The following is a 25,872-nucleotide window of genomic DNA, read 5'->3' on the forward strand; positions in this document are numbered from 1 at the left end:
GCCTTAACCCCTGAAGCGTTTCTCAAAACTTATTCGTCGTCCGCCGGCTCCTCGCCGTCGGCGTCGCGCTTGGCGGGACCTGCCAGAATCTGCTCGGCGATCAGGCCGGAGTTCTGGCGGATCGCCGTCTCGATCTTGGCGACCATGTCGGGATTAGCCTTGAGGAAGGCTTTTGCGTTCTCGCGACCCTGGCCCAGCCGCTGGCTGTCATAGGAGAACCAGGCGCCGGATTTTTCGACGATGCCGGCCTTGACGCCAAGGTCGAGGATCTCGCCCATCTTGGAGACGCCCTCGCCATACATGATGTCGAATTCGACCTGCTTGAAAGGCGGCGCCAGCTTGTTCTTCACCACCTTGACGCGGGTGGTGTTGCCGACGACTTCGTCGCGCTCCTTGATGGCGCCGATGCGGCGGATGTCGAGACGGACGGAGGCGTAAAATTTCAGCGCGTTGCCGCCGGTGGTTGTTTCCGGCGAGCCGTACATCACACCGATCTTCATGCGGATCTGGTTGATGAAGATCACCATGGTGTTGGACTTGTTGATCGAGGCGGTGAGCTTGCGCAGCGCCTGGCTCATCAGCCGCGCCTGCAAGCCGGGCAGCGCATCGCCCATCTCACCTTCGAGTTCGGCCTTCGGCACCAGGGCCGCCACCGAATCGACCACCAGCACGTCGATCGCGCCGGAGCGCACCAGCGTGTCGCAGATTTCCAGCGCCTGCTCGCCGGTATCGGGCTGCGAGATCAGGAGTTCGTCGATGTTGACGCCGAGCTTGCGCGCATAGACCGGATCGAGCGCGTGTTCGGCGTCAATGAAGGCGCAGATGCCGCCCTTCTTCTGTCCTTCCGCCACCGTGTGCAGCGCCAGCGTGGTCTTGCCCGACGATTCCGGCCCGTAGATTTCCACCACCCGCCCCTTCGGCAACCCGCCGACGCCAAGCGCAATGTCGAGGCCGAGCGAGCCCGAGGACACCGTCTCGACGTCCATCGAACGGTCGTTCTTGCCCAGCTTCATCACCGAGCCCTTGCCGAACTGGCGCTCGATCTGGGAGAGCGCGGCAGACAGGGCCTTGGTCTTATCCATGGAGGATCCTTCAACGATACGCAGGGCAGTGGCGGACATAATACGTGCTCCTTATGGCGGGGATTCGCGAGCGGGACAAACGGCGGTGAGCAGCTTTTGGGATTCGATTTCGTCTAGGAACCCTTGTACCACCTTTGTTCTATGTTCGCAATATGTTCTTTTCACCGCGCCGGCAGATATATACCCTTAGGACATGTAATATGACTTGTGGTATGGACTGCCCCTTAGCTACCGGTAGTAGTATGCCGGTTCCGGGATTCGCTCATGGTCAAGCAGACTGCGGTTAAGGCTTTGTTGGGGTTCGCGGGGCTTGGTGTCCTCCTATGGGAATTGCCGCTGGCGCGAAAATTCTTGGCAACCATCACAACATTCGATTTTTTCTACGAGCGCTCTAAAGACCCAAGCTGGGTTGGAGAGGTCATCAACAAGATGATCAACCCTCCCCCAGGTACAGCCCTGTTAGTTGTGCTCGTCGGCCTGGTTCTGATCTATTGGAGCACCAAGCCGCGAGACGTCAAAATGTCCCTACCGATGATCGGAATGCTGGTCAGCGCCATATGCTTCGCAGGCTTTGGCGTCTGGCATTTGGTGAAATCACAATCTACACAGGCAGGCACCCCACAAGCAGACGTGACGCCCGCAAGTGACATTGACACCCACCTCAGCTTGAAATTTGGCGGCGGCCCCCCTCTAGCCAATCATCTATCAAATATTTGGCGCTGGTATGCTCTTGCGAACGTTGTCGTTATAGTTTCCCCCGAAGGGCGAAAAGAAATAAAAACTTGGAACGTTTTTCTCACCTTCGAAAAGCCTGTGAACGCAAGCCAGATTGTTGTTTCGTCTCAATCAGCGCTCCCCGAATTCGAAGTTAAGGACAGAGAATCAAGGAGCGCAATCATCGCTTTCATGGGCGATCTGAAGAACCTTGATCTTGAAATAAAGGTCCTGAACGCCACTCCGGCTAAACCGCAAAAAGAAACCGCGCCGGAGGTTTTAACTACAACTACCCCTGCTGTTGTTCCCCCCGCACCGCCGCCGCCTCCCGCACCCCGACCGCTATCAACCTATGAAGCGGAATTGAAGGTCAGAGCAATCGACAAGTTTCTTAAGGTGTTGTCGGATGACATGCAGCCGGTCATCGACAAATTTCCATTGCAACAAAATTGGTGGAACGCCCTCAAAGACCCAAAGGACAATCCCACATTTCGACCTGATCTGCTGGCCTTCCGTGACGAGTTTAAGGCCGCGTGCCTTAAACTTGATAGTTTGCGCAACAACACGCCAGAATACAAAGATCTTACTGGAATGGTCGAGCAGCCGCAGTTCACCAAGACGCTAAAGGCTATTGAAAAATATCTGGTTCAGTTCATGTACGTTCAAGATACGGTCAAGCAAAACGCCTCCAAGGAGGCGCTGCTGGCATTCATGGACGATTCAATGACGGAATATCACGAAGCAATGAATCTATTCGTGCAATGGAGAAACGAAGCGCGGGCTAAAGTACTTGAGTTGAGAGGAAAGATTTCCCCATGAACAAGAAACAGCCAAACACCACGAGACGCTTCGACCAACTCTTGCAGGCGATGGTTACTCAACCCGTACCCGGGGAAACGCCTGCAACAAAAGCTCGAACATCAAAGCAGGCTGGCGGCGCAGGTTATGGCGATACTCGAACTCGCGCAGGTAAAGCTGCAAGTGCTTCTTCGAAACCCAAACGTAAGTCCCGTTGATACCGCGCTTAACCTGCGACCAGAACGATTCGATTGAGTTGGTGTGAACGTCGTCGCGAACGTGTTCCTTGGCTGAGTGATCGACCATTTCGTGGTCATAGCCGTAACGCTCTTTAAGCAGCTTGAAGTTTGACGCTTCGTCCGTGTGAAGGCGCGAGCCGTCTTTCACGAACCGCACGATATGCGGAATGATGTGATGCTTGGTGCGCGCCTGCACGACGCGAGTGACGACATCGCCGCCACGCTCGATCACGCCAAACACGATTGCCTTATCGTCCTTGCCAAGTTCGTCCTTGCCGCCGATGAAGGTCTCATCAGCCTCCACCGTCTTGCCGAGACCGCCCATCGGATAGTCGCCGTCAACGTAGCCCATATAGAGTCGGATCAGGTGGCACATTCGCCAAGCGGTTTTGTAGGTCACGCCTAGCTGGCGCTGGACCTCTTTCGCGGCCACGCCGTTCCGGGTCTCGCAAAACAGGAACATCACGTAGAACCAGTCCCGCAGGCTGGTACGGGTCTTCTCAAAGGGCGTCCCGGCGGTCGGGTAGACCTGATAGCCGCAATGCTCGCACTCGAACGAGCGGCGCGCCTTGACCCGGTAATAGGTCGCCTCTTTCTGGCACTTGAAGCAGGTGAAACGCTCGCCGAACCGGGTCCGCATCAGGTGCGTCAGGCAGCTATCTTCGTCGGGGAACCGCTTCTGAAACTCGCGAATTTTGCTCGGTTTCTGGGCCATGTCGAACGCCTCCCCTGAGAATATATGTACTGTATCGGGGTTTGTTCTACATGTCTAGAGGGTATATATCCGCGCGCCGGTACTGTCCGTAAGGACAGTACCACCGCGCCGCGCAGGTACTGGCCTATTTCCGGCCAGTACTCAGGCCCTTGATCACGAAAACAGAAAGACCCCGATCAGCAAACCTGCTGCAAATGCCCAGAGGCCTAACGTGCAAGCCGAGACAAGGCGGACGAGATTACGGAGGTCCTGCGGGACCTCATGGGATTGGTCCGTCATTGCAGCCGTCCACCTGAGCAGCAATTGGCTGGGGTCGTCCTTTTTTATGGACGGGCGGCATCCCGGCCGCCTAGGCACGCATTAAACCCCAACTCCGGTGTCGTCTGTCTGGCTTCCGACATTGGTGGTTTTCGGTGACCTGATTTGAATTGGCGAGTGGCCTAATTCGGCCAGTACCGCCGCAGGATCCTGTCCGTATTTGACCCTCACGCCTAAGTTGATTTTGGGAGTGTCCTCGTTTGCCGTAACATCTCCAGCGCGAGCGGCTCATGAGCGCACTCACCACACTTGCCATCTACCTCGGACCCTTCGTCGCGCTTGGCATCGTCACAAGGCTTCTAATGAAGCGAAGGGCGGTTGACCTCACTGACGTTCAATCGCAGGCAGGGCCGAACCGGAGACCGCGCAAGGTGTTCCTCCTCGGAGGATGGCGGACTGAAGATTGAGGCCGCCTCTGTTCTGCAGGCCCAAGTCCCTCCGCCTCGCGCAAATTGAAAGGGCCGCCTTTCGGCGGCCCCCAGCCGGTACAAATTGGTTCGGGATGAAAAGCAGCCCCGGCGACATCAAGCATAGAATTTTCCACACGCACTTTTGGAGTCCGTAACACCACGGTGTTTCCGATTCCGAAACTCAGGAATATCCGACCCAGCTCCCGGTGCGCCCTGACGAAGATAGCCGCTCCCCGCGCCTCGCTTTCGCTGCCCGGACGGTCCCCCCAACTACGCAAACATACGGAGGTGACCCGGCGCCCAGCCTCTGCCTATCTCTCGCCAATGACGGGCCGACACATTCTTTTCACATGCCCACGGCTGGGCACGAAGGTGCAGCATTGGCTTCCGGCGACCGCGCCGGAGGACGAGCCCAATTCGTATGTGTCCGTCGTTTGCCTCGCCTGCACCCGGCTTCACTTCATCCATAAGGAAACCGGGAAGCTTTTGGGCGAGGACACCGCGCCCACTGCCTCGTGAGGTTGCCGCCTTCGGCGCCCAGCCCAACCCAGTCCGAACACACGATCCGGGTGAGCCATCCGACTTAAGTATAGTTTTGCACTTTTCCCCGGAACGGATTTCGCCGCAGTGCGTAATTGCAGCGGGTGCGGCAGGTAGTGACGGGTAGTAACGGGGAACCAGTATTGTGCCGGGCAAGAAATACCTCACGGAACAAGCGGCAACCTTTCTCAAATTTGCAATGGCCACCACGGATCCGGAGATCGCCGCGGGCTTTCTCGATAAGGCCGCCGACCTTCGGGCCAGAAGTGAAGAGGCGCCGGACGCCAGCCCCCGGGCGCCTGATGTAGAGCAGCCGGAAGGCTAGCTCTCGCGATGAGGCCGCCGAACCGGCGGCCTCATCGTTATCCGACCTTGCAAATCGGGACGCGGTGACGTCGCCTACAATTTTAAGCGTGCTTGCGGCTCCATCTGAACCGTCCTTCAAGGCGCTGTACGCTATGCCAGCGGCATGCAGATACGAACGACCGCCCCTGTGACCGTCCTTGACCACGACCCCATCCTGCCGACGCTTCAACACCATGGCGCTCATCTCCTCACGTGGCCGTTGAACCTCAGCCGCACGCCGGAGCCCTCAAGGGTGCCGCAGCCGGTCCGGCCGGACGCGCCATCGAGAACCCATATTCCGCCGCGACAGCCTTATCCATCGCGGCAGAAATAGGGAGCCCGCCCGCCGGGCGGCCGCGCCCTATGCGCGCAAATCGCCCGGCAAATTTGCCGTCGGGCGCGTTGAACCTTTTTCATATCGTCCCCGACAAAATTCTTGCCTGGGACATTGCATCACTCGGGGAATAGGCCTGCGCCGCCAAGCGACCATACTCCGCTTGCGCGGCGCAGTGCTTTTTGCGCGCCGCGGAAATTAGGCTGAGCAAGGGAATTCGGTCACACCGATGGGGTTGAAGCCCCCGGTAGCGGATTTCGGCCGTGCGCGTCGCGGCAAAGGCATTGCCCGCGGCAGGAACAATTACAATTTTAAGTCAGAGGTCCGGTTTGAAGCGGTCGGGAGCCGCAGCGGGATTCTATATGATCCACAAGGGCGTCGAATACAGCGTGACGGCGGTCGCTCCGGGCATCTGGAAATGGCAATTCCGTATCGGCGACAGGGTCGTCACGGGCAAGACCGAAGCCAGACTCAATCTGCTTGCCATCCGGCGGGTCCAGCTTCGGATCGATCGGGAGCTGAAAAAAGCAGAACGGGAGTAACCCGCTCGGCTGCCGCTTCCGCAGGCCTTCCAGCCGGGGAAGTTTCTCTGCAACTGCATCAGATTAGACCCAAGCGATAACCCGGTTTATATGCCCGGCAGCGCGCCTGGACCCGTAAAAACCCGGAGTTGATCTTTCGATATGCGAGGAATCCACTCCCCGCCGGATGGGGGATCTCAGGGCCAACGGCGGCCCCATTTTACATTTGGTCAGCTTGCCATGCCGATCTTTTTCTTCAGCGTTCGACATGGCGAGGATGCATGCGTCTGCAATGACGGTGCGGAATTTGCCGACCACAACGCCGCGTGGAAGGAAATGACCGGGGTCTGCGGCGACATGATCGCGGACGTTTCCCGCAAGCTGCCCGAGAACACTGCGTGGCAGATGGAATTGCTGGATGAATCCAAAAAGCCGGTATTCCGGATTCGCCTGGTGGCCGAGACGTTGCAGGATCCTGACTAAACGAACGGCAATTAGGCGTGGGCCTTCCGGGAAGCGGCATCGGGTTCACCTGGCGGCGCCACGCCGTTGCGCAGCTCCCGGGCCGAGACGAAGCGGACGCCGACCAATTCGCCCCTGCGCCAGATCAGCGTGCATACCCTGCGCACCTCGCCGCCCGCGGTTAGAGAAAGGCCGAACACCTTGGGAACCGCGAGGTCGCCCACATCCAAGCAGGCGCCGTTCTCGGAAATGTCGAGGATGTAGCACTCGATCCATGGCGCATCCGGCGCCGGAATCAGGAATCCCGGCTTGCGCAAGTCGACCCGAACGAACTTGCGGGCACCAAGGTCTTTGCGGTCTCTCGCCATAATTTCTCCTGTCGGGTCGTCCTGTCGCAGTCTGCATCATTCCGGCTGGTGCTCCGCACGCCCGGAATGACGGTAGCAACGGCCGTCCGCCATTCTGGCCCGCTTCTGTCCGGGAACTACTAGGCGGAATACCTCAATACCGGGTTATCGGAATCCGGCAAAAATCGGAGAGTCGATGTTAAATTCCGGCGCCAGTGGAACCGCGTCACCTAATCGGCGCTGGCAAGCCGGCGCATGGTGAATTCGATGTCGCCACTGGGCAGCTCGCGCCAGCTTTCGACCGAGCTCATATAGGCCGCCTTGGGATAGCGGTTGAGGAAGTCGCGCGCCCTCGCCCTCGCCTCGTCACGCGGCAGCGTAAACGTCTCGCGCAGGTAGCCGTCGCCCAGCTTGCGCCGGCCGGCCATCCGGCTCGCGAGATCGCGCGGACGAAAGACCATGTCGTAACTCCAGACACGATAACGACAGGTCAAATATAGGGGTAGCGGCGAGCGAATCCTACCCGCCGCTTTGGCGGGGAAGCTACTGACTGCTGCTGCCGGTCTTGTTCTTCTTGGCGGGCGCCGCGGCCTTGGGCGCCTCGGTGCTGCGCACCGTGCCCCAGGGGTCGGAAGAGGTCTTGGCATCGGGAATCTTCCGCAAGGAATCCTTGTAAGCCTTCTCCTTGATCGCGTCCTGCTCCCTTTCCTCCGGCGATTTAGACTGGAGTTCCGGCATCAGGTTGATATTGGGAGTCATCTGTGCGTGGGCCGGCACCATCAACAACACCACCATTACGGCCGCGCTCAGCATTCTCATGACGCTCTCCTTTGCGATGCTTTCAGCGTTTCGGCAAAGATACCACCGACGTAACCGCCAAGCCAAGCACGCGCGGACAAGCCTTTGGTTCGACGCCTGCAGGGTTTCAGGCGCTTGCGTCCAATCGCTTTGCCGATCGCGCCGGACTGTGGCAGCCCACGCCGCTGTTCCCTTCGCCGCAATGACCACTACAATGCGCCGACAACAAGATCGGACGAGGAAACGGACGTTCATGCAACAACAGCCACAAGCGGGCGAATTCGGCATCGCGGAAGCAGCGCGCGTGCTCGGCGAGGTCTTTGCGCCATGGGTGATGGATCTCAACCTGTCGATCGAGCGCTTTGACTCTGCTCCGCCCGGCGATGCCGCCGACTGGCAGCCGGGCGCGATCCTGCGCCTGCCGTTCTCGGAGCGGCTGTGCCGCAATGGCGGCACGGTCTCGGGCCAGGCGCTGATGGCATTCGCCGATACCGCGATGGTGATCGCCAACCTCGCCGCCAACCGCGGCTACCGCGCGATGACAACGGTCGACCAGACCACGCATTTCATGCGCGCGGTCTCTGCCTCCGACGTGTTGGCCGATGCGCGCGTGGTCCGCCTCGGGCGCACCATGAGCTTCGGCCGGGTCACGCTGCTTTCTGCGACCGATAACAAGCCGGTGGCGATGGTCTCGAGCGCGTTCGCGTTGCTTTAGAAAATTGTAGGAAATTGTAGGAAATTGTAGGGTGGGCAAAGGCGCCCTTGCGCCGTGCCGACCATCAAGCACCCGGTCTTCCCTGCGCCCTCTGATTGGAGAGGGCCAAACGAAGATGCAAAGCTCGGGCGGAACGCGCCGCGAGAACGCGAAACTATATCCACCGTCATTGCGAGCGAGTTGTTTGACGGTCGAATCCAAAATCCATCCTCACGTCGTCCCTGCGAACGCAGGGACCCATAGCCACCGGCCGAAATTGTTTTGTGAGGTCGTAGTTAGCTTGTCGTTTCTAACAAGAACTGCCGCGGAGTATGGGTCCCTGCGTTCGCAGGGACGACGATGGAGTTGTTGCGGAAATCTACACCTTGACCACTCTGCTCCGCCGCCAGCGCCAAAGCACGATCGCCATCACCACGATCGCCAACCCGACCGCAATCGCCCCGCTCATAAATCGCCCACCGGGCCGGTCGATGGTGCGCGACCACAGCGAGGGCGTTTCGCCCGGCCGCGCCAGGCGGAACGCCACCACGCTGTCGCCGATCGTGGTGCCGGACTCGGAATGACCGCCGGCGCCGATCGCGACATATTGCTCGCCCTTCCACATGTAGGTCATGGGATTGGCGACGCCCGGCACCGGCAACCGGCCCTGCCACAGCTCCCGCCCCGACCGGGCGTCGAAGGCGCGCAAATAAGCATCCATCGCGCCGGTGAAGACGAGGCCGCCGGCGGTGATCGCGACGCCGCTGACGAGCGGCGTGCCGAAGGGAAAAGCGATGCCGAGCGGCGCACGATCTTCCGTAGTGCCTACCCTCGATCGCCAGAGAATCTTGCCGGCCTTCAGATCGACCGCGACCATCTCGCCCCAGGGCGGCTTGTTGCACAACAGCCCGAGCGGCGACAGTGCAACCGCCCGCGTCATCGCAAACGGCGTGCCCTGTTGCCGTCCGAAGTCGTGACCGGGCGGCGGCTTGAAGCCATCGGCCATAGCGGCACGTGGAAGCAATTTGATAATGTGAATCGCCCGCGTCGTATTGGCGTAAAGGATCTGGCTGACCGGATCGAATGCGACGCCGCCCCAGTTCACGCCGCCGCCGGTCATTGGAAACACCACGGTGCCCTGCGTGGACGGCGGCGTGTAGAGGCCTTCGTTGCGGGCAGAGGCGACCTGCGCGCGGCAGGCTCCGCTGTCCCAGAACGGAATCAGGCCGAACACGTCGTCGGCCGAGATCTGTTGCGGCAGCAGCGCCGGGACGTGGGTCGGAAACGGCTGCGTCGGCGAGAGCTGCTCGCCTTCGGCACCGCCCTGCGGCACCGCGCGTTCCTCCACCGGCCACACCGGCTCGCCGGTATCGCGGTCGAGCACGAACACGAAACCTTGTTTGGTGGGCTGGATCACGACGTCGCGCAGGCCTTCACCGGTGTCGATGCGCGCCAACGTCGGCTGCGCCGGCAGGTCGAAATCCCAGACGTCGTGATGCACTGTCTGAAACGACCACACCCGCTCGCCGGTCTCCGCGCGCAGCGCCACCACCGAATTGGCGTAGTCGTTGTTGCCGGGCCGCTTGCCGCCCCAGAAATCCGGGCTCGGCGAGGACGTGGGCAAGAATACCAGGCCGCGCTCCTCGTCCACCGACATCGGCGCCCAGACATTGGCGTGGCCGGCAATGATGCCATCATGCACCAGCGGATCGAAGCTCCAGCGCGGCTGCCCGGTTCGCGCATCGAAAGCGTGCACCGTGCCCGGCGGCGCTTCGACGCGGCGATTATCTGCAATTGCGGAGCCGACGATGACGGTGTCGCTGATAATGACGGGCGCCGACGTGATCTGGAATTCGCCGGGCCACTCCAATGGACCGAGTGCGAACTTGATCTCGCCATTGTTGCCGAAATCGGCGCAGGGAACGCCGGTCCTGTGGCGTCGAGCGCGATCAGGCGCACGTCGTTGGTGCCCATGAATATCCGTGCGCGGCAGGCGGCAGTCTCAGCGGCGCGCTCGTCGAGCCAATAGGCAACGCCACGGCAAGTGTAGCGGTTGGCCGGGCGTTGAGCTGTCGAGATACCAGGATCATATCGCCACTTCGGCGCACCACTGCCGGGGTCGAGCGCGATGACCTCGTTGAAAGGCGAGCAGAAGATCAGGCTGTCCTCGACAAGCAGCGGCGTGGCCTGAAACTTGGTCCGCTTCATCGCCTCGACCGGCCGGCGATCGAGGTCGCCGGTGCGAAACTCCCAGGCGCGAACGAGACTGCCGACATTGTCGGGCGTGATCTGCTTGAGCGGCGAAAACCGCGATCCGCCGCGATCGCCGCCCCAATGCTCCCAGGCGCAAGCAGGAAGCGGATTACCCGCGCAGAAGATAGCAACGATCAAAGCGAACAGACAAACCGGATTTCGCATCCTGCCCCCGCAAGCGCAACCCACGCTTGCGGGATCGATTACCCTATTGGCACTTCAGTATCTACCCCGGCCGCCGTGGTCGCCATAGTTGCCGCCGCGTCCGCCGCCGAATCCACCGAGACCGATCCCGATGCCGATGCTGACCGGCGGCGGCGGTGGCGGCTGCTCGTAGACCACGCGCGGGGGCGGACGGCGAACGACCACAACGTCGTCATCCGGCTCACGCACACGCCGCGGCGGCTTGCGATCGACCCGCTTCGGCGGATCGGGCTCGATGCGTTTGACCGGTGCATTGACCTTGATCGGCTGCTGCGGTGGCTGGACGTTGCAGGGGCACATCGGCGCGGCGAGCGCGACGTTCTGCGGCACGGCTGCGTTGGCGGCCGCAACGGCCGGGGTGAAGTCGGGCCGGTTGCGCAGCCGCTCCTCCAGCTTGCGCGCGGTCGCGGCCAGATCGCTGTCGGGGAATCGCGTCAGGAACGAACGATATCCGGACGCGGTGTTGATCAGCACGGCGTTGTTCCACGCCACCATGCGCCGGTGCCGGACCAGCCAGTCCCGCGCCAGCCGTCCGAGCGACGTTTGCGGGTAGAGGCTGGCGAAGGCCTCATAGGCTTCGTCGGTGCCGTCGGCCACCATCAACTCGTTTGCCGCCTCGACCGGCTTGCCCTTCAGATCGCGCGTCCACTCGGCAACCGTCTTCTTCGGAGCTGCGGCAGGTTTGGATCCTGCGACCGACGCGCCAGAAAAGCGGAAATCCTCGGTCAGCGAAGAGCTGTCCCACGGGGTCTGCCGCCCATCGGTGACCTTGTTCACCGCAAGCCGCACCCGCTTGAAGGTCTCCTCGATCGGAATCCCCTGCTCCTTGCCCGCCACCAGCAGCGCGGTCGTATACGGGCTGTTGGAGCCCGAGCCGTCTTCCGCGACCGCGCCGGGCGAGGTCGAGAACGACAGGAACGTGCCGGGCGCACCAACCTTGGCATCGACCAGCGCAAGGCCGCTGCCGGCGGTCTTGAGATCGGGGAACGGATTGTTGCGGCAGGCATCGAGCATCAGGATGCGCATCCTGCTCGGCACCGATGTCAGCGTGTTCAGGATGTCGTTGAGGCGCACCGCCTGGATCGGAATGTCGGCTTCCCGCTTCGGATCGATATCGACCGGGACCAGAAAATTCTCGCCGTCGATCTGCAGCCCATGGCCGGCGTAAAACACCAGGGCGACCGTATCGGCGCCTTTCGCGGCCACCTTGCCGGCGAATTCGCTGACCACCTCCCGCATTTGATTCTGCGAAAGATCGGCCGCGGTCGAAACCTCAAAGCCGGAATCGGTCAGCAATTGCGTGACCGCCTTGGCGTCATTGGCCGGATTGGGCAGCGCGGGCACCGAGCGATAGGCGGATTGGCCGATCACCAGTGCGAGGCGACTTTCGGCGGAGGCCGAATGGGCGCCCAGCAGAACCGCCGCGGGAATCATCAGCTTGAGCAGCGCGTGACGGAACATGATGCCACCTCCCGACAATGCAGGCCTCGGATTGGTCACGGCCTCGAAGCCAAAGGTTCAAGCCGGCCGCGCGATGTGAGGCGCGACGGCGGCCCGATTCAACGGCGATCTTGTCGCCGGCCCGGAATCCCGCGCAGTGATCCAAATCACAGTCGCGAGATCGTTATGTGCACGGCAATCCCCTGTCCGAAATGGCGCCGCCGGGGTAAAACAACCTCCGATGCGGCGGATCGTGGTTCACATAGCGCTGGTAGCGGGCGCAGCGCTGACGCTTGCGGGTTGCGGTTTTGCCGATGTCCGCGCGCCGCTGCCCGACTTCATGCGCGGCAAGGCGCCGGACCCGCCAGCGCTGGGGACACCGCCCGACGTCAAGCTGCTGCTGCGGCAGAAGCTGGATTCGGTGTTCGTGGCGGCGTCGCAACCGACCCAGGTCCGCGTCTCCGAGCCACGCCCCAACCTCCGCGGCCCGGGCTGGACCGCCTGCGTCAAGGCCGAAGTGATTTCGGTGACCGGCAAGCCGCTGGGCACGCAGACCTATCGGATCGAAATTTCCGACGGCGCGATCGCCGATCGCCAAAAGGTCGAAGCCGAGGATACCTGTGCGACCGAGAGCTACGAGCCGGTGTAGCGCTACAGACACCGGGTCGTCGCCCGGACCGGGCAGAGCTTCAGCGCGCTGGTCAGCGAGAACAGCACGCGCGCGCCGCGGGTGGGATTATCAGGCGCGCGATAGCTGAGCGGCGCGGCGGCGCCGATATCGGCCTGCAGGCCTTCGGCGAGGAAGAAGCGAACGCCGACGCCGGCGGAGGTCAGCGAAAGGCCGTCGCTAAGCTGGTAGCCGTCATTCCAGGCGACACCGCTGTCGACGAAGCCGTAGAGCTGGTAGCCGCTCAGATATTGCAGGTTCGTCTTCTGGTCGAAGCGCAGTTCGAGCGAGCCCGCGAAACCGTTGTCGCCGCTGATCTCGGCGCTGCCATAGCCGCGGCCGAACGCAATGCCGCCGAGATAGAATTGCTGCGAAGTGAAGAGCGGGCCGGACGCCGCCTGGCCGGCGGCAGCGAGCTTCACCGACCATGCACCCGTCAGCGTCTGATAGCGCGTGAACCAGAAATTCAGCGCCGAGAATGTGCCGGACGCGCCGACGCGCGACAGGTAGTCGTCGTCGCGGTGCGAGGCGCCGAGAATGTCGAGGCCCTGGCGATAGTTCACCGTCAGATAATTGGTGCCGCCGAAATGGTCCTGCAGGCGGTAGTCCGACGTGAGGCTCGCGGTGCGGATGCGGTCGGCATAGATCGGGCCGAACACATCGTTTTCAGTGGCATTGGTGAATCCGGCAGCCGCGGTCAGCGTCAGGCTGGACTTCTGCGACTGCAACGGAGCGATGCCGCCGCGAATTTCGAACGAATAGGTCTTGATGTTGTCGCTGTAGAAACGGCGGTAATCACCGGGCCAGACTTCGCTGTAATAGCCGGATGTACCGATACGCGCACCGTCAGTGCCGACGGGCACTTCGTAGGACAGACGGCCGAATGCGAGCTGCCTGGGATCGCCCGGCGTGGTCGAAAGGTTGAACACCAGCGAATCGCCGGGCGCCAGATAGGAATTGAACGCGGCCGTCCCATAGCTTTGCCATGGCCCCACCGACGACGATCCGAGATTGTCGATACCGAACGAAGTGAAGACGTGCCAGGTTTTCACGGACAGGATCAGGCGGAAATGGCCGCTTGTCGTGCCGATCTCATCGATCGCCGTGTCAATGATGCGCACGCCTGGGCGGCCATTGATCAACAACAATTGCCGTTCGAGCGTTGCAAGCCGCGAGGGCCGCTCGGCCAATACGGCATCGAGCATAGGCCGGACGCCGAATTCGTCGGCGCCATCCCCCTTCAGCGTCAGCTCCGCGATGCTGCCTTCGACGACCTGAATGCGAAGCTCGCCGCTCTGGACATCCTGCGGCGGGATGATCGCCCGGCTGAGGTGAAAGCCGGCGGCGCGATAGATTTCGCTGACCGCGCTCGCCATCGCCGCCAAATCGGCCTGCGACACCTTTTTCCCAATGTAAGGTTGATACGTCGTGACCAGCCGGTTCTGCGGTATCGCGACGGCGCCGCTGATCGAGACGTGCCGAAGCACGAACAGCGGCTTGGTATCTCCCTGCCCCTCCGTCCCGGCGAATGGCGGCGACGGCAATCGAGGTCGCCCGTTCGCGCCCTGGCTCGATTGCTGGTCCTCGAAACGCTTTTCAGTCTGCCGCGGATCGTAACCGGGCTGATGCGCTTGCTGCGCTTGCGCCGGCAAACAGACGAGCGAAGTCCACAGCCCGAGGCCAATCATCACCGCGCGGGATAAAGCTGAATAGGCCGGTTTCCGTAATTGTACTGATAAGGAACCGGGATCGTGGGTGGATTCTCTAGCCATTTGATTTTTAATAGAAAATTATGGTCAACGAATGGTTAATGGGTCACTCGCAGATGGCGGCTTCCGCTCACTCAATCTTGAAACATTTCCAATATCGTCCGGGACAAAGCGGCAATCGGAGAGAGCTTCATGCGTGCGATCGCTCACGCCTCGAGAACACTCGCGGCGATGTTCTTCCTGGCGACGGCTCCCGCCGCTTACGCGGCCGATGGCGGCGAGTGGACGGTCAGCAAATCCTCCGGTGAGGTCTGGCTCACCGGCAGCGGCGTGCAGCAGGCATCGATCAAGCAGGAAGACGCGGTGAAGCTGGGCGATACGGTTCGCACCGGCCGCACCGGTCGCGTTCTGTTGAAGCGCGGCGAGGAAATGATCATGGTTGGGCCGAATTCCGTGGTCGGCGTTCCCGCCCAGAAGAAGGAAGGGCTGTCGACAACGATCGTGCAGCGGGCCGGCTCGATCCTGCTCGACGTCGAAAAACGCAACGTCAAGCATTTCGAGGTCGAAACGCCTTACCTCGCCGCCGTGGTGAAGGGCACGCAATTCCGCGTCACCGTCAACGCCGGCAAGACCACCGTCGATGTGATCCGCGGTCAGGTCGAAGTCGCCGACTTCAAGTCGGGCCAGATCGCGCAGGTGATGGCCGGGCAGCACGCGACCGCGTTCGCGAACGGCAAGACTGGCCTATCGCTGGGCGGAGCCGGCGCCCTCGCTCCGATCGAGCACGGCAAGCCGCGTGCGCCTTCGATCGAGCGCGTGCCGGTGCCGCGCGGCGGTCTCTCCGCGCCACGCCATGCGGCCAACGGACAAAACAAGCATGCGAACGCCCATCCCGCCAAACATGGCGTCACTCGCATCTCCTCGTCGATCGGCGAAGTTCGGGTGAACTTCCATCGCGTTACCAACGGTCTCGCCCACGGCGGTTCGGCTTCGGTCGGCGCGGCGCGGGGCGCCTCCGAACCCAATACGGTCTGGGGTTCATCAACTCCCGGCACGGACACGGCCGCCGCCAACAATGGTCAGGGAGATAATGGCAACGGATCCGTCGCCAGTGCGGCCGGTCGAGCAAATGCAAGCGCGGTAGCGGCTGTCGCCGGGGGCAACAGCAATAGCGGCAATGGCAACAGCGGCAATGGTAACGGCAATGGCGGCAGCGAAAATGCCGCCAACGGGAATGGCAACGGAGCCAATGGCAGTGGCCGTGGCAACAGTGGACACGGAAGAGGCCGCTAACCGCACAATCAACTGCAAGAGAGCTGAACGACCAGTCAAACCCGAAACACCAGAATGGTGATCAAGTGAAACGATATCGGCCGCATATTTTCGTGACGATTGCGCTGGCAATCGTCCTGGCGGGCGGCTGGCACAGCTCGCTTCGCAACGCCCTGGCCGACCTGCGGTTCGCCTGGCAGTCGCGACAGGTCAGCGGCGACATCGTGGTGATCGCGATCGACGCATCGTCGATCGACAGGATCGGCGTCTGGCCGTGGCCGCGCCTGCTCCACGCCGAACTGATCCGGCAGCTTCAGAAGGCGGACGTCCAGGACATCGCACTCGATGTCGACTTCTCGACACCTTCGGATGCGTCGTCAGACCGAAACTTTGCCGAAGCCCTCGAGGGCGCGGGCGGATCGGTGGTGCTGCCCTCCTTCCAGCAGCCCCGCACCGACAGGACGACGCTTCATATCAATCGCCCGCTGCAGCAATTCGCCGAACATTCGTGGTCGGCGATCGTCAATGTCGAGGTCGGGCCCGATGGCCTCGTCCGGCGTTATCCGTTCGGTGAGAAGCTGGACGGCAAGTTCGTGCCGTCGATGGCTGCCGTGCTCGCCGGCCAGTACGCCGAAAAGCGCACACCCTTTTTGATCGACTTCGGCATCCGAACGGCCGGAATCACCAAAGTGTCCTTTGCCGACGTTCTGAGCGGTGACCCGGCGACACTGCAAAAACTCAGGGGCAAGAAGGTCGTCATCGGCGGCACGGCGCTCGAACTTGGCGACCGCTTCAGCGTGCCGAACGGTGTGATCCTGTCGGGCCCGGTGCTGCAGACGCTGGCTGCGGAATCGCTGCTGCAGAACCGCGCGCTGCAATGGACCTCGGGCGTCGTCACGGCGACCGGCCTGGCGTTGCTCGCCGTGCTGATGCTGTTCTCGTGGCGCCGCCTCACCGCCGGCAAGCGAATCGCGCTGCTCGGCGCAACGGCGTTCACACTCGAGGCAGGCGCGTTCGCCCTGCAGGCGGCGTTCCCGCTCATTCCGGATACGTCGCTGTTTCACACCGCCATCATCGTCTACGTCGCGGCCATCGCCCTCGACGAAATCGACATCAGGGATCTGCTCGGCCGGGTCGCCGAGAGCCGCTTTCAGCGCGTGGCGATGTCGCTCGGCGACGGCCTGATCTGTACCGACTCCAACTATTTGATCACGGTGTGGAATCCGGGCGCGACCGCGATCTTCGGCTATCTGCCCGAAGAGATGATCGGTCGGCCGTTCGACGAGATTTGCGCACGTGACCAAGCCCTGGCCACATCCGCCTTCTCCATCAAGAACGTGGCACATCGGGCTGCCGGATCGGTGGTCGAGTTCGACGGACGCCGCAGCAATGGCGCGGTGTTTCCGGTCGAGGCCTCGTTCTCCGGCTGGCAAGGCACCGACGGATTTCAATTCGGCGCGATCCTCCGCGATATCTCGGTACGCAAGCGCGAAGCCGAGAGAGTCAGATATCTTGCGGAACACGACACCCTGACGGGGCTCATCAACCGCAACACGCTTCACGTCCAGCTCGAGGCCAAAATTTCCGCGGCCGAGACGGACGGCCACAAGGTGGCACTGCTGGTGATCGGCATCGACGGCTTCCAGCAGATCAACGACATGCTCGGCCACACCTGTGGCGATCTTGTGCTTCGCGCCATTTCGCAGCGACTGACGGCGGCCATTCCGACGGCGGGTCTGGTCGCCCGCTTGAGCGGAGACGAATTCGCCATCGCCGTTCCGACCAGCGACATCCGAGAAAACCTCAGCCGCTTCGCCGAACAGATCGGCGACGGCTTCGACGCGCCGCTGCTGGCCGGAAACCGCCACCTCCGCGTCAAGGTCAGCATTGGAGCCGCCGTTTGCCCAGGCGATGGGCGAACGGCGGACGAACTCCTCAGCAACGCCCATCTGGCGCTGAGCCGCGCCAAGGCGACCAACCGCGGCGGCCACGTGCTGTTCGAAGACTCGATCCGCCGCGAACTCGAGGCGCGCCTGACGCTGGAAGCGGAGCTGGCGCTGGCCGCGGAGCGCAATCAATTCGAATTGTTCTACCAACCACAATTTCATCTGGCCGACGGCCGATTGATCGGCGCCGAAGCCCTGATCCGCTGGCGTCATCCCGTGCGGGGCCTGGTTTCGCCGGGCGAATTCATGCCGGTCGTCAACACCTCTCCGATTTCCGAGCGCATCGCCGAATGGGTTCTCCGAACCGCCTGCACCCAGGGAGCCGCCTGGGAACGCGCGGGACACAAGCTCCGCATCGGCGTCAACCTTTCGCCGTCGCAGTTGGAGTCCGGTGACCTCGCGGTCTCGGTTGCGCAGGTTCTGGCCAGCACCGGCTTATGTCCAACCAGCCTTGAGCTCGAGGTCACCGAAGACATCCTGCTCCACGACGAGCAGGGCGCGCTGAATACGTTCCTCGAGATTCAGGAGCTTGGCGTTCGCCTCGTCTTCGACGATTTCGGAACCGGCTTTGCCAGTTTGAGCTATCTGAAGAAATTCCCGCTCGACGGGCTGAAGATCGACCGCTCTTTCGTATTGGGCTTGCTGACCAATCCCGACGACGCGGCGATCGTTAGCTCGACCATTGGACTGAGCAAGCAACTCGGCCTGTCTGTCATCGCCGAAGGCGTCGAGGACCGCGCCACGGCCGACTTCCTGGTCAGGATGGGCTGCGAAGAGGGACAGGGTTACTTCTTCGGCAAGCCGATGCCAACTCGGGATTTTGAGGCCAAATTCCTGACCGCTCCCGCAGCCGCCGAGGTGGCGTGACGCCGAGCGGTTTGATCAGGCTGAACGATCGGTTAACGCGACACCTCAAATCCGAGCGTCGCAGCAACGCTATTTTCCACCTCTTTCCACTAGCGTCGCCCCGTGAACGCGATGAGCCGCCGGCGCCCTCAAGGTGTCGCCGGCATAAAAATCGCGAACGGGGATTCGGGGAAGTGGCCGATATTACCGATACATCGACGGTGCGCCGTGCATCGAGCAAGGACGCGAATGCGCCAGCCATCGGCGAGGCGCTGACGCCGCTTGCCGGCATCTGCGCGCCCCAATGGCGCGCGCTCACCGAACGCACCGCCGAGCCGAACGGCTATTACTTGCCCGAATGGGAATTGGCGGTGAATACTTCGGCGCGGGACCGCTCGAATGCCGTCGCGCTCGGCGCGTGGCGCGATGCATCCACCTTGATCGGCCTTATGCCCGTGATCTCGATGTGGCGCGCCTACAAGATCCCGCTGCCCGCTCTGGTCAGCGCCGATCCCTATGGCACGCTTTGCACGCCGCTGCTCGATCGTGAGATGGCGGAGGAAGCCGTCACAAGCATCCTGCGCCGGGCCAGGCGTGCCGGTGCGCATGCGCTGATTTTCCGTGCCACCCCGCTCGATGGCGCAGCCATGAAGGCCTTCACCAATGTGCTGCATCGCGGCGGCATGCAGCCGCTGGTGCTGCAGTCGCATGTCCGCGCCTGCCTCGATGCCACGGCTGACGCCGATACCGTGCTGCGCGACGCGCTCGGCGCAAAGAAACTGAAAGAACTCCGCCGCCAGCGCAATCGCCTCGCCGAGCACGGCGCCGTCCATTTCGACGTGGCGCGGACGCCCGGCGAGATCGCTGCCGCCGTCGAAACCTTCCTGGTGCTGGAGGCCAGCGGCTGGAAGGGCCAGCGTGGCACGGCCCTCGGCCAGCACGAGGGCGATGCGGCGTTCGTCCGCCGCGCCACTTCGGCGCTGGCAGAGACCGGCCAATGCGAAATCGTGATCTTGCGCGCCGGCGAAACACCGGTGGCGGCAGCGATCGTGCTGCGCCATCAGGATCGCGCCTTCTATTTCAAGCTCGGCGTCGACGAGCGCTTTGCGAAGTTTTCGCCGGGCGTGCAACTGACGCTGGAGCTGACGCAGCATCTTTGCGCCGATCCAGCCATTGCCATGGTGGATTCCACCGCAAATCCCGACCATCCCATGATCAACCCGATCTGGCGCGGACGCCTTGCGATTGGCGACGTGTTGATTCCGCTGCGGCGGAACGATCCGGTAGTGGCGCTGATTCGCGCCGCGCTCCCCTTGCGGTCGGCAATCCGCGAGCCGGCGCGGCGTCTCGTCCATTTCGTCAGAAAGAGCCGGGAGAAATCCTAAATGAATACGCTCACCGCCATAGCGCCCGTCATTGCGGCCGACCATGACGCGCTCCGCCGCGATTTTCCGCTAAAGCCGTTCGCGATCCGCCACAAGCTCGCCGGCCATCCGCTGCTGACGCTGCCACGCATCGCGCAATTGGCTTCCGAGCTGCCACGCGACCTGATCGAGTATAATTCCGGCAAGGTCGCGATCAGCCAGGATCCGGATGCGATTCCCTCCGTCGACCTCGACCCCGTCGAAGTCGTGAAGAGCATTGAGACCGCCGGCGCCTGGATGGTGCTCAAGCGCATCGAGAATTCGCTGGAATATCGCGCGTTGCTGGAGGACACACTGCTGTCCGTCGCCCGCGCCCGCGGCTTCAACAGCTTGGCTGACGCCGGCTTCGAGCAGGTCGAAGGTTTCCTGTTCGTGTCCTCGCCGAACTCGACCACGCCATTTCATCTCGACAGCGAAGACAATTTCTTCGTGCACATCCACGGCGAAAAATTCTTCACGATCTTCGACAATACCGACGGTTCGATCGTCTCCGACGACGAGATCGAGCGCTCGATGACCAAGCATCGCAACCTGAAATACGACGATAGCCTTGCGCCGTTGGGCAAGGAATTCCACCTGTTCGCAGGCGATGGCTGCTATGTGCCGTATCAATGGCCGCACTGGGTGCGCACCGCAGGCTCGTTCTCGATCTCGATGGCGATCACCTGGAAGACGCGCGAGGTGCGGCGGATGAACGATCTGCACTTCTTCAATTCGATGCTGCGCAGCATCGGCCTGCCGCAGCAGCCGCCGGGCAAACAGCCGCTGCTCGACGCGCTCAAGCTGGCGTTCTATCGCACCGTGACGACCGCGATAAAGCCGCTGCGCGCCTCGATGGCGATGCGCCGCGTGCTGCGGCGGATCGCGCTCGGGAAACGCGCTAACTATTATTTGAAGGGGGTGTAACCAGCCTCACTGCAGCGGCGAATGCGGCGCCGGCAGCATGATGGTCGAGTGCATCTCGTCGAGAAATCCGGGACCCTTCCCGAGAAATTCCTGCCAGGCCGGATCCTTCATCGCGTTCCCGCGCGCTTCGGCGCGGGCGTTCAGGCTGGGATAGGCCCAGATGTGGCAGGCTTCGTTCGGCTGCCCCGCTTCGGTGATCCAGAGGCCGACGATCTTTGAATATTTTTCCCGCTCCGGCAGCACGGCGGTGAACGCATCGAGCCATTGCTTGAGGCCGCCCGCCGGCTTGGCGCGGTAGTTGCGCAGTTCGTAGACATTGCCCGTCGATGCCGGGGCCACCGGAGGCCTCACCGCGTTCATCACGCGAACGTCCTGGCGGACCAACAACGGGCGGATCAGCGGAACGTACTCGCCGGTCCAGCGCGGGTTTTTCGCAAGCTCGGCGCGCAACCGGGCGCGCTCGTCAAAACTATTGTAGCTCCACATGTGCAGAACCTGATTGAGCGGGCCGATCTCGGTCGACCAGTAGCCTTCGAGCTTGCCGTAATCGTCCTTGCGGATGTCGCGCGATATCGTACTCGCGGCCTTGATCATGTCGCCGAGCGTGCCGGGTCTTAAGGTGTAGGTGCGCAGTTCGTAGATCATGATTGCCTCCCCAAGCCTATTCTAGTTTCATCGCCGCGTTCCCCGGATGCTGCGCAGCGCGAAGCGGTCTGCTGCTCCGGGGACTTCCCTGCAACCTGGGTCCCGGCTCTGCGGCGCAGCGCTGTGCGCCGCACCGCGTCCGGGACACGCAAGGCTACTCCGCGGCCTGCGCGTTAATTTCGCTGGAAACTTGCCGAATCGCGCGGGCGAGTTGCTCGGCCGGCTGGGCGCCGGACACTGCATATTTCTGCGCGAAGACGAAGGTGGGAACGCCCGAGATGCCTTTGTCGGACGCTTCCTGCGCCTGGCCGGAGATCAGCGCGACGTCCTCATCGGTGGCAAGCCGCTTGCGCACATCGTCGGCGTCGAGGCCGACATCGGCCGCGGCCTGCACCAGCACGTTGACATCGGTCAGATCGCCGCCATCGCGAAAGTACAATTCCATCAGGCGCTGCTTCATTTCGGCTGATTTGCCCTGGGCCTCAGCCCAGTGGATCAGGCGGTGGCAGTCGATGGTATTGGGCTGGCGCTTCACGAGTTCGGGCCGATAGGTCAGCCCTTCCTCGCCCGCAGCCGCCACGACGCGACCGGCGATGCCCTTGTAGGCCTCGACCGAACCGAATTTTGCGGTGAGATATTCGTCGCGGCTGATGCCCTCGCGCGGCACCCAGGAATTGAGGAAGAACGGCCGCCAGCGCACTTCGACGGGAACATCCGGCACCAGCGCCAAGGCGTTCTCGATCCGGCGTTTGCCGATGTAGCACCACGGGCAGACCACGTCGGAGACGATGTCGATCTTGAGGGGTTTTAAGGTGCTCATCGGAACGTCCTCGCTGATTGATGTCCCGGAAGGTAGTCCGATCGGACAAGGAGACAAGGGCGCGGCCTGCATGTCTCGTATCACTTCACCGGCGGGCCGTGGTCACCGATATGCTGCAGGGCAGCGCGACCACGGCCCTGTCGCTAGTGGCGACTCCCCGGCGACCGCACAATGTAGGATGGGTAGAGCAGAGCGAAACCCATCAACACCGTTCATGACATTGATGGGTATCGCTCCGCTCCACCCATCCTACAAGTTACGTCAGACCGGCCGCTATCTGCCGCATCCGATCGGCCGTCAGATCATCAGCGGGAAAGAACGTTTCCAGCGCAAGCTCCTGCAACGTGATGTCGACGGGCGTGCCGAACACCATGGTGGTGGAGATGAAACTCAGCACGTCGCCATTGTGGCGCAGCTTGAACGGGATAGCGACATTGTCGGCCGAGATCGGCCCCGAGCGCGCCGGCATCCGATAGGCCTTCAGCTCCTGATACAGTTTGAGCAGTTCGGGATCGGCCGTCGCCTCGCATTGCCGGTGCAGCCGCTCAAGGAGATGCGCGCTCCATTCGGCAAGGTTGACCGTGCGCGGCGCGAGCCCCTCGGGATGAAAGGCGAGCCGCATAATGTTGATGGGGTGCCCGAGCAAATGCGGCGGCAAACCTTCGAGCAACGGCGCCACCATGCGATTGGCCGTCACCAGATTCCAGTGCCGGTCATAGGCCAGCGCCGGATTGGGCTCATGCGCCTTCAGCACCAGATCGATCGCCTGCCGGGCTGACTTCAGCGCCGGATCATCCAGCGAGCGTTTCGGAAAGGCCGGGGCAAAACCCGCCGCGACCAGGAGCACGTTGCGTTCACGCAAGGGGACCTCCAATCGCTCGGCAAGCTTGAGCACCATTTCCCGCGATGGCGCGGCGCGGCCGGTTTCGACAAAACTGAGGTGACGCGCGGATATTTCGGCATCGCTCGCCAGATCGAGCTGGCTCAGATGGCGGCGCTGGCGCCATTCGCGCAAGTGATCGCCAATGTGTAGGGGTTGGGTTCGTTCGGCTCGCGCCGTGGCAGCATGTGCGTTCATGGTGGAAAACCTACCATGCGAATTTCATCCATTCCATTACGTCCGAGGTAATCGAAACGGGTCGCAGGTCGGGTCATCTTGGCGGCACAGGAGATGACCCATGCTGATGCTTTCGCTGTTCCGCTTCGTCGCCGCCATGATCCCCTGGGTTTGCAATCTGGTCACCTGGCTCGTGGCACGCTCCCTGAACATGCCCGAGCCCCTGGTGCAGGACACCGGTGTGTTCGTGTTCGTGCAGGTGCAGACGATCGAGAACAGGGTCGCCAAGGCGCTCTGCCCGGTGCGGCTGATGCGTCAGCTCCGGTCGCTGCTGCAGCGCTGATTCTGCCCCCCAGTCATTCCCAAGCAAAGGAGAACGTCATGATCCATCCGTCCACCTTCCTGAGCCGCGCCTTGCTCGCCGACGCGATCTTCAGCGGCGTCGCCGCCGTGGCGCTAACGCTCGGCGCCGGCACGCTCGCGCCGTTCCTCAATTTGCCGGAAGCCCTGCTGCGCGAAACCGGCCTGTTCCTGATCGCCTATACGGCGCTGGTCGGCTGGCTGGCGACGAGGTCGACAGTGGCAAAGGCGCTGGTGTTAATCGTGATCGTGGGTAATGCGGCCTGGACGCTTGGCAGCATCGCGCTGCTGTTCTCGGGCACGGTGTCGCCGAACCTGCTCGGTCACGTCTTCATCGTGGCGCAGGCGATTGCAACCGGCGTGTTTGCCGAGCTGCAGTATATCGGGCTGCGGAAGAGTGGTGAGACGGTGGCGGGTTAGGCCGTAGCCGTCATTCCGGGATGGTGCGTAAGCACCAGACCCGGAATCTCGAGATTCTCTGATACGCAATTGCGCACCAGAGTTCGATGCTTCGCATCGCCCCGGAATGACGCGCGTGAGCGCGTCAGCTCAATACCACCGCCGCAATCATTCCGGCAAAAGTCAGCACCAGCCCGATGACCAGCATCGGCAGCAGGCTGCTGCCCGAATACGGATCGGCCTGCTCCTTGTTCGTCACGATATGTGCACGATAAGCCATCACACTGCTCCTGCCTGATTGCGTCGAAATCTTTCGCCGTTTGCGAGCATGACGCCGTTGGCGCCGGCGATACCAAGCTCGAGGCTCGCCGCAATCCGCCGCGCCCGTTCCACGAAATGCGCTTCCGCCTCCAGTGGGCAGACCTCGCGCGCGGTGGCCTCGAACAGCGCGAGCCAGCGATCGAAATGCGCGGCATCGACCGGCAGCGGGAGGTGTTTGGCCATTGGCGTGCCGTGATAGCGGCCGGTCATCAGCGCGACGGACGACCAGAATGCGCACATCTGCTTCAGATGCGGCTCCCAATCCTTGATGCGCGCCTCGAAGATCTGCCCCAGCACCGCGTCGTCGCGGACCTTGGCGTAGAAGCCGCGCACCAGGCGCTCGATCATCGCCTCGTCGATGCCCGTCCGCTCCATGATTTCGCCCGTGAGCCGTTCGCGCCGCTCCGGCCCTGCCACGATTGCTTCCATTTCGCCTGCCCTTAAATAGGTATTTCAAATACCTAATTAGACGGCTATAGTTGATTTGCAAGCAGATCTTTTGAGAGGGGCCCCATGCGCCTGACGTCGTTCACGGATTTTGCGTTGCGCGCCCTGATGCGGTTGGCGGGCGAACCCGGCCGCTCCTTCGCCACCAATGAAATCGCGGCCGAGTTCGGCATTTCCCGCAACCATCTGGCCAAGGTGGTGCGCGACCTCGCCGATAGCGGCTTCATTTCGACCCAGCGCGGTGTCGGCGGCGGCTTCATGCTGGCCCGCCCGGCCCACTCGATCACCATCGGCGAGGTGGTGCGCGCGCTGGAAGGGCCGCCGCTGGTCGAATGTTTTCGTGAGGATGGCGGCAGTTGCGTGCTGAAGCCGCGCTGCCGGCTAAAGGCTAGGCTCGCCGCCGCGCGCGAGGCCTTCATGCGCGAGCTCGATGCCACGACGCTGGCGGAATGCGCCTACCCCGCGCCGGCCAGACGCAGTCCGGTGACCGCGTGAGGCCCGCACCGAAGCTCAGGACTTGAACATGAAACCGATCGAGTTCGAAAATGGCGTCGTGCAGATCGATGCCGCGATCGTCGCCGAAGGCCTCGGCCTTGCGCTGCCGCTCCTTCAGAAGGAGATGCGGGCGGGCAAGATCACGAGCTTTGCCGAGCGCGGCGTCGATGCCGATTTTGGCCGGCATCGACTGACCTTCCTGTCCGCACATCGGCGGTTTCGCGTGGTTGTCGACGAAACAGGTACTATCGTTCAACGGTCGGCGGTCGACTTCGGCGATTCGTCGTTGCCGAAATCGGTGCGCAAGCCCGGCGGATAAACCGCCGCACGCTCAGAAAGCTGTG

At 62.3% G+C, this 25,872-nt stretch carries 26 protein-coding genes and 1 pseudogene; 14 read left to right on the forward strand and 13 right to left on the reverse strand.

The features are described from left to right. Positions 1 to 29: 29 nt before the first annotated feature. Positions 30 to 1,121: a recombinase RecA gene (gene recA / locus V1290_RS06790; protein ID WP_334363653.1), complete on the reverse strand. Its 1,092-nt coding sequence runs from the start codon at positions 1,119 to 1,121 to the stop codon at positions 30 to 32. Positions 1,122 to 1,346: 225 nt separating this feature from the next. Between recA and V1290_RS06795 the strand changes: the two genes are divergently transcribed. Next, the gene (locus V1290_RS06795; protein WP_334363654.1) at positions 1,347 to 2,615 is read left to right on the forward strand and encodes a hypothetical protein; all 1,269 of its coding nucleotides are present in this window, start codon (positions 1,347 to 1,349) and stop codon (positions 2,613 to 2,615) included. 54 nt (positions 2,616 to 2,669) lie between these two features. On the opposite strand, the gene V1290_RS06800 is transcribed toward V1290_RS06795, so the two are convergent. Beyond that, the gene (locus tag V1290_RS06800) at positions 2,670 to 3,548 is read right to left on the reverse strand and encodes an IS1595 family transposase (protein ID WP_334363655.1); all 879 of its coding nucleotides are present in this window, start codon (positions 3,546 to 3,548) and stop codon (positions 2,670 to 2,672) included. A 1,413-nt stretch (positions 3,549 to 4,961) separates the two neighbouring features. Here V1290_RS06800 and V1290_RS06805 point away from each other — a divergent pair. From V1290_RS06805 to V1290_RS06815, 3 genes are all read left to right on the forward strand, one after another. After that, the gene (locus V1290_RS06805) at positions 4,962 to 5,141 is read left to right on the forward strand and encodes a hypothetical protein (protein WP_156434032.1); all 180 of its coding nucleotides are present in this window, start codon (positions 4,962 to 4,964) and stop codon (positions 5,139 to 5,141) included. Positions 5,142 to 5,857: 716 nt separating this feature from the next. Then, positions 5,858 to 6,037: a hypothetical protein gene (locus V1290_RS06810; protein WP_334363656.1), complete on the forward strand. Its 180-nt coding sequence runs from the start codon at positions 5,858 to 5,860 to the stop codon at positions 6,035 to 6,037. A gap of 219 nt (positions 6,038 to 6,256) precedes the next feature. Next, positions 6,257 to 6,499, forward strand: a complete 243-nt coding sequence (locus tag V1290_RS06815; protein ID WP_334363657.1) for a DUF6894 family protein — start codon at positions 6,257 to 6,259, stop codon at positions 6,497 to 6,499. A gap of 11 nt (positions 6,500 to 6,510) precedes the next feature. On the opposite strand, the gene V1290_RS06820 is transcribed toward V1290_RS06815, so the two are convergent. The 3 genes from V1290_RS06820 to V1290_RS06830 all read right to left on the reverse strand — a co-directional run bounded on the left by V1290_RS06820 (position 6,511) and on the right by V1290_RS06830 (position 7,644). After that, positions 6,511 to 6,846 carry a PilZ domain-containing protein gene (locus V1290_RS06820; RefSeq protein ID WP_334363659.1) on the reverse strand — a complete coding sequence of 112 codons (336 nt, stop codon included), beginning with the start codon at positions 6,844 to 6,846 and terminating at the stop codon, positions 6,511 to 6,513. A 209-nt stretch (positions 6,847 to 7,055) separates the two neighbouring features. Beyond that, positions 7,056 to 7,286: a hypothetical protein gene (locus tag V1290_RS06825; RefSeq protein WP_334363660.1), complete on the reverse strand. Its 231-nt coding sequence runs from the start codon at positions 7,284 to 7,286 to the stop codon at positions 7,056 to 7,058. An 82-nt stretch (positions 7,287 to 7,368) separates the two neighbouring features. Then, the gene (locus V1290_RS06830) at positions 7,369 to 7,644 is read right to left on the reverse strand and encodes a hypothetical protein (protein ID WP_334363661.1); all 276 of its coding nucleotides are present in this window, start codon (positions 7,642 to 7,644) and stop codon (positions 7,369 to 7,371) included. A gap of 232 nt (positions 7,645 to 7,876) precedes the next feature. On the opposite strand from V1290_RS06830, the gene V1290_RS06835 reads away from it, so the two are divergent. Further along, positions 7,877 to 8,338 carry a PaaI family thioesterase gene (locus tag V1290_RS06835; RefSeq protein ID WP_334363662.1) on the forward strand — a complete coding sequence of 154 codons (462 nt, stop codon included), beginning with the start codon at positions 7,877 to 7,879 and terminating at the stop codon, positions 8,336 to 8,338. Positions 8,339 to 8,696: 358 nt separating this feature from the next. Here V1290_RS06835 and V1290_RS06840 read toward each other — a convergent pair. Both V1290_RS06840 and V1290_RS06845 read right to left on the reverse strand, forming a co-directional pair. Then, positions 8,697 to 10,735, reverse strand: a pseudogene (locus tag V1290_RS06840) (pyrroloquinoline quinone-dependent dehydrogenase). 54 nt (positions 10,736 to 10,789) lie between these two features. Continuing rightward, positions 10,790 to 12,235 carry a caspase family protein gene (locus tag V1290_RS06845; protein ID WP_334363663.1) on the reverse strand — a complete coding sequence of 482 codons (1,446 nt, stop codon included), beginning with the start codon at positions 12,233 to 12,235 and terminating at the stop codon, positions 10,790 to 10,792. 232 nt (positions 12,236 to 12,467) lie between these two features. Here V1290_RS06845 and V1290_RS06850 point away from each other — a divergent pair, with 232 nt between their 5' ends. After that, the gene (locus V1290_RS06850; RefSeq protein ID WP_334363664.1) at positions 12,468 to 12,863 is read left to right on the forward strand and encodes a hypothetical protein; all 396 of its coding nucleotides are present in this window, start codon (positions 12,468 to 12,470) and stop codon (positions 12,861 to 12,863) included. A gap of 2 nt (positions 12,864 to 12,865) precedes the next feature. Here the strand turns inward: V1290_RS06850 and V1290_RS06855 are convergent, their stop codons facing one another. Then, a complete protein-coding gene (locus V1290_RS06855; protein WP_334363665.1) occupies positions 12,866 to 14,569 on the reverse strand; it encodes a ShlB/FhaC/HecB family hemolysin secretion/activation protein in 1,704 nt (567 codons plus the stop codon). Between the two features lie 213 nt (positions 14,570 to 14,782). Here V1290_RS06855 and V1290_RS06860 point away from each other — a divergent pair, with 213 nt between their 5' ends. From V1290_RS06860 to V1290_RS06875, 4 genes are all read left to right on the forward strand, one after another. Then, on the forward strand, positions 14,783 to 15,883 hold the full coding sequence (locus tag V1290_RS06860; RefSeq protein WP_334363666.1) for a FecR family protein: 1,101 nt from the start codon (positions 14,783 to 14,785) through the stop codon (positions 15,881 to 15,883). A 65-nt stretch (positions 15,884 to 15,948) separates the two neighbouring features. Next, the gene (locus V1290_RS06865) at positions 15,949 to 18,675 is read left to right on the forward strand and encodes an EAL domain-containing protein (RefSeq protein ID WP_334363667.1); all 2,727 of its coding nucleotides are present in this window, start codon (positions 15,949 to 15,951) and stop codon (positions 18,673 to 18,675) included. Positions 18,676 to 18,848: 173 nt separating this feature from the next. After that, positions 18,849 to 20,039, forward strand: coding sequence for a GNAT family N-acetyltransferase (locus V1290_RS06870; protein ID WP_442894970.1), 1,191 nt, complete (start codon positions 18,849 to 18,851; stop codon positions 20,037 to 20,039). After that, a complete protein-coding gene (locus tag V1290_RS06875; RefSeq protein ID WP_334363668.1) occupies positions 20,040 to 20,984 on the forward strand; it encodes a cupin-like domain-containing protein in 945 nt (314 codons plus the stop codon). Between the two features lie 6 nt (positions 20,985 to 20,990). Here V1290_RS06875 and V1290_RS06880 read toward each other — a convergent pair whose 3' ends face one another. From V1290_RS06880 to V1290_RS06890, 3 genes are all read right to left on the reverse strand, one after another. After that, entirely contained in the window at positions 20,991 to 21,629 is a 639-nt protein-coding gene (locus V1290_RS06880; protein ID WP_334363669.1) for an NIPSNAP family protein, read from the reverse strand. Between the two features lie 154 nt (positions 21,630 to 21,783). After that, the gene (locus V1290_RS06885; RefSeq protein ID WP_334363670.1) at positions 21,784 to 22,449 is read right to left on the reverse strand and encodes a DsbA family oxidoreductase; all 666 of its coding nucleotides are present in this window, start codon (positions 22,447 to 22,449) and stop codon (positions 21,784 to 21,786) included. Positions 22,450 to 22,705: 256 nt separating this feature from the next. After that, positions 22,706 to 23,527 carry a helix-turn-helix domain-containing protein gene (locus tag V1290_RS06890; protein WP_334363671.1) on the reverse strand — a complete coding sequence of 274 codons (822 nt, stop codon included), beginning with the start codon at positions 23,525 to 23,527 and terminating at the stop codon, positions 22,706 to 22,708. A gap of 100 nt (positions 23,528 to 23,627) precedes the next feature. On the opposite strand from V1290_RS06890, the gene V1290_RS06895 reads away from it, so the two are divergent. Both V1290_RS06895 and V1290_RS06900 read left to right on the forward strand, forming a co-directional pair. Beyond that, on the forward strand, positions 23,628 to 23,849 hold the full coding sequence (locus V1290_RS06895) for a hypothetical protein (RefSeq protein ID WP_334363673.1): 222 nt from the start codon (positions 23,628 to 23,630) through the stop codon (positions 23,847 to 23,849). A gap of 38 nt (positions 23,850 to 23,887) precedes the next feature. After that, positions 23,888 to 24,286 carry a hypothetical protein gene (locus V1290_RS06900; RefSeq protein WP_334363674.1) on the forward strand — a complete coding sequence of 133 codons (399 nt, stop codon included), beginning with the start codon at positions 23,888 to 23,890 and terminating at the stop codon, positions 24,284 to 24,286. Positions 24,287 to 24,410: 124 nt separating this feature from the next. On the opposite strand, the gene V1290_RS06905 is transcribed toward V1290_RS06900, so the two are convergent. Both V1290_RS06905 and V1290_RS06910 read right to left on the reverse strand, forming a co-directional pair. Then, entirely contained in the window at positions 24,411 to 24,545 is a 135-nt protein-coding gene (locus V1290_RS06905) for a hypothetical protein (protein WP_334363676.1), read from the reverse strand. Continuing rightward, complete coding sequence (locus V1290_RS06910; RefSeq protein ID WP_334363677.1) at positions 24,545 to 25,015, reverse strand: group III truncated hemoglobin; 471 nt, start codon at positions 25,013 to 25,015, stop codon at positions 24,545 to 24,547. Before V1290_RS06910 ends, V1290_RS06905 begins: the two co-directional genes overlap by 1 nt. 84 nt (positions 25,016 to 25,099) lie before the next feature. Here V1290_RS06910 and V1290_RS06915 point away from each other — a divergent pair, with 84 nt between their 5' ends. Together V1290_RS06915 and V1290_RS06920 are read left to right on the forward strand one after the other, a co-directional pair. Then, entirely contained in the window at positions 25,100 to 25,528 is a 429-nt protein-coding gene (locus V1290_RS06915; protein WP_334363678.1) for an RrF2 family transcriptional regulator, read from the forward strand. Between the two features lie 28 nt (positions 25,529 to 25,556). Further along, on the forward strand, positions 25,557 to 25,847 hold the full coding sequence (locus V1290_RS06920; RefSeq protein WP_334363679.1) for a DUF6522 family protein: 291 nt from the start codon (positions 25,557 to 25,559) through the stop codon (positions 25,845 to 25,847). Positions 25,848 to 25,872: the final 25 nt, after the last annotated feature.

Source organism: Bradyrhizobium sp. AZCC 1578, assembly GCF_036924675.1.
Taxonomy (GTDB): domain Bacteria; phylum Pseudomonadota; class Alphaproteobacteria; order Rhizobiales; family Xanthobacteraceae; genus Bradyrhizobium.

Excerpts from the sequence above, each read along its gene's own strand:
- recA (WP_334363653.1), bottom strand. The coding sequence starts at position 1,121 with ATGTCCGCCACTGCCCTGCGTATCGTTGAAGGATCCTCCATGGATAAG.
- V1290_RS06795 (WP_334363654.1), top strand. The coding sequence starts at position 1,347 with ATGGTCAAGCAGACTGCGGTTAAGGCTTTGTTGGGGTTCGCGGGGCTT.
- V1290_RS06800 (WP_334363655.1), bottom strand. The coding sequence starts at position 3,548 with ATGGCCCAGAAACCGAGCAAAATTCGCGAGTTTCAGAAGCGGTTCCCC.
- V1290_RS06810 (WP_334363656.1), top strand. The coding sequence starts at position 5,858 with ATGATCCACAAGGGCGTCGAATACAGCGTGACGGCGGTCGCTCCGGGC.
- V1290_RS06815 (WP_334363657.1), top strand. The coding sequence starts at position 6,257 with ATGCCGATCTTTTTCTTCAGCGTTCGACATGGCGAGGATGCATGCGTC.
- V1290_RS06820 (WP_334363659.1), bottom strand. The coding sequence starts at position 6,846 with ATGGCGAGAGACCGCAAAGACCTTGGTGCCCGCAAGTTCGTTCGGGTC.
- V1290_RS06825 (WP_334363660.1), bottom strand. The coding sequence starts at position 7,286 with ATGGTCTTTCGTCCGCGCGATCTCGCGAGCCGGATGGCCGGCCGGCGC.
- V1290_RS06830 (WP_334363661.1), bottom strand. The coding sequence starts at position 7,644 with ATGAGAATGCTGAGCGCGGCCGTAATGGTGGTGTTGTTGATGGTGCCG.
- V1290_RS06835 (WP_334363662.1), top strand. The coding sequence starts at position 7,877 with ATGCAACAACAGCCACAAGCGGGCGAATTCGGCATCGCGGAAGCAGCG.
- V1290_RS06845 (WP_334363663.1), bottom strand. The coding sequence starts at position 12,235 with ATGTTCCGTCACGCGCTGCTCAAGCTGATGATTCCCGCGGCGGTTCTG.
- V1290_RS06855 (WP_334363665.1), bottom strand. The coding sequence starts at position 14,569 with ATGATTGGCCTCGGGCTGTGGACTTCGCTCGTCTGTTTGCCGGCGCAA.
- V1290_RS06860 (WP_334363666.1), top strand. The coding sequence starts at position 14,783 with ATGCGTGCGATCGCTCACGCCTCGAGAACACTCGCGGCGATGTTCTTC.
- V1290_RS06875 (WP_334363668.1), top strand. The coding sequence starts at position 20,040 with ATGAATACGCTCACCGCCATAGCGCCCGTCATTGCGGCCGACCATGAC.
- V1290_RS06880 (WP_334363669.1), bottom strand. The coding sequence starts at position 21,629 with ATGATCTACGAACTGCGCACCTACACCTTAAGACCCGGCACGCTCGGC.
- V1290_RS06885 (WP_334363670.1), bottom strand. The coding sequence starts at position 22,449 with ATGAGCACCTTAAAACCCCTCAAGATCGACATCGTCTCCGACGTGGTC.
- V1290_RS06890 (WP_334363671.1), bottom strand. The coding sequence starts at position 23,527 with ATGAACGCACATGCTGCCACGGCGCGAGCCGAACGAACCCAACCCCTA.
- V1290_RS06895 (WP_334363673.1), top strand. The coding sequence starts at position 23,628 with ATGCTGATGCTTTCGCTGTTCCGCTTCGTCGCCGCCATGATCCCCTGG.
- V1290_RS06900 (WP_334363674.1), top strand. The coding sequence starts at position 23,888 with ATGATCCATCCGTCCACCTTCCTGAGCCGCGCCTTGCTCGCCGACGCG.
- V1290_RS06905 (WP_334363676.1), bottom strand. The coding sequence starts at position 24,545 with ATGGCTTATCGTGCACATATCGTGACGAACAAGGAGCAGGCCGATCCG.
- V1290_RS06910 (WP_334363677.1), bottom strand. The coding sequence starts at position 25,015 with ATGGAAGCAATCGTGGCAGGGCCGGAGCGGCGCGAACGGCTCACGGGC.
- V1290_RS06915 (WP_334363678.1), top strand. The coding sequence starts at position 25,100 with ATGCGCCTGACGTCGTTCACGGATTTTGCGTTGCGCGCCCTGATGCGG.
- V1290_RS06920 (WP_334363679.1), top strand. The coding sequence starts at position 25,557 with ATGAAACCGATCGAGTTCGAAAATGGCGTCGTGCAGATCGATGCCGCG.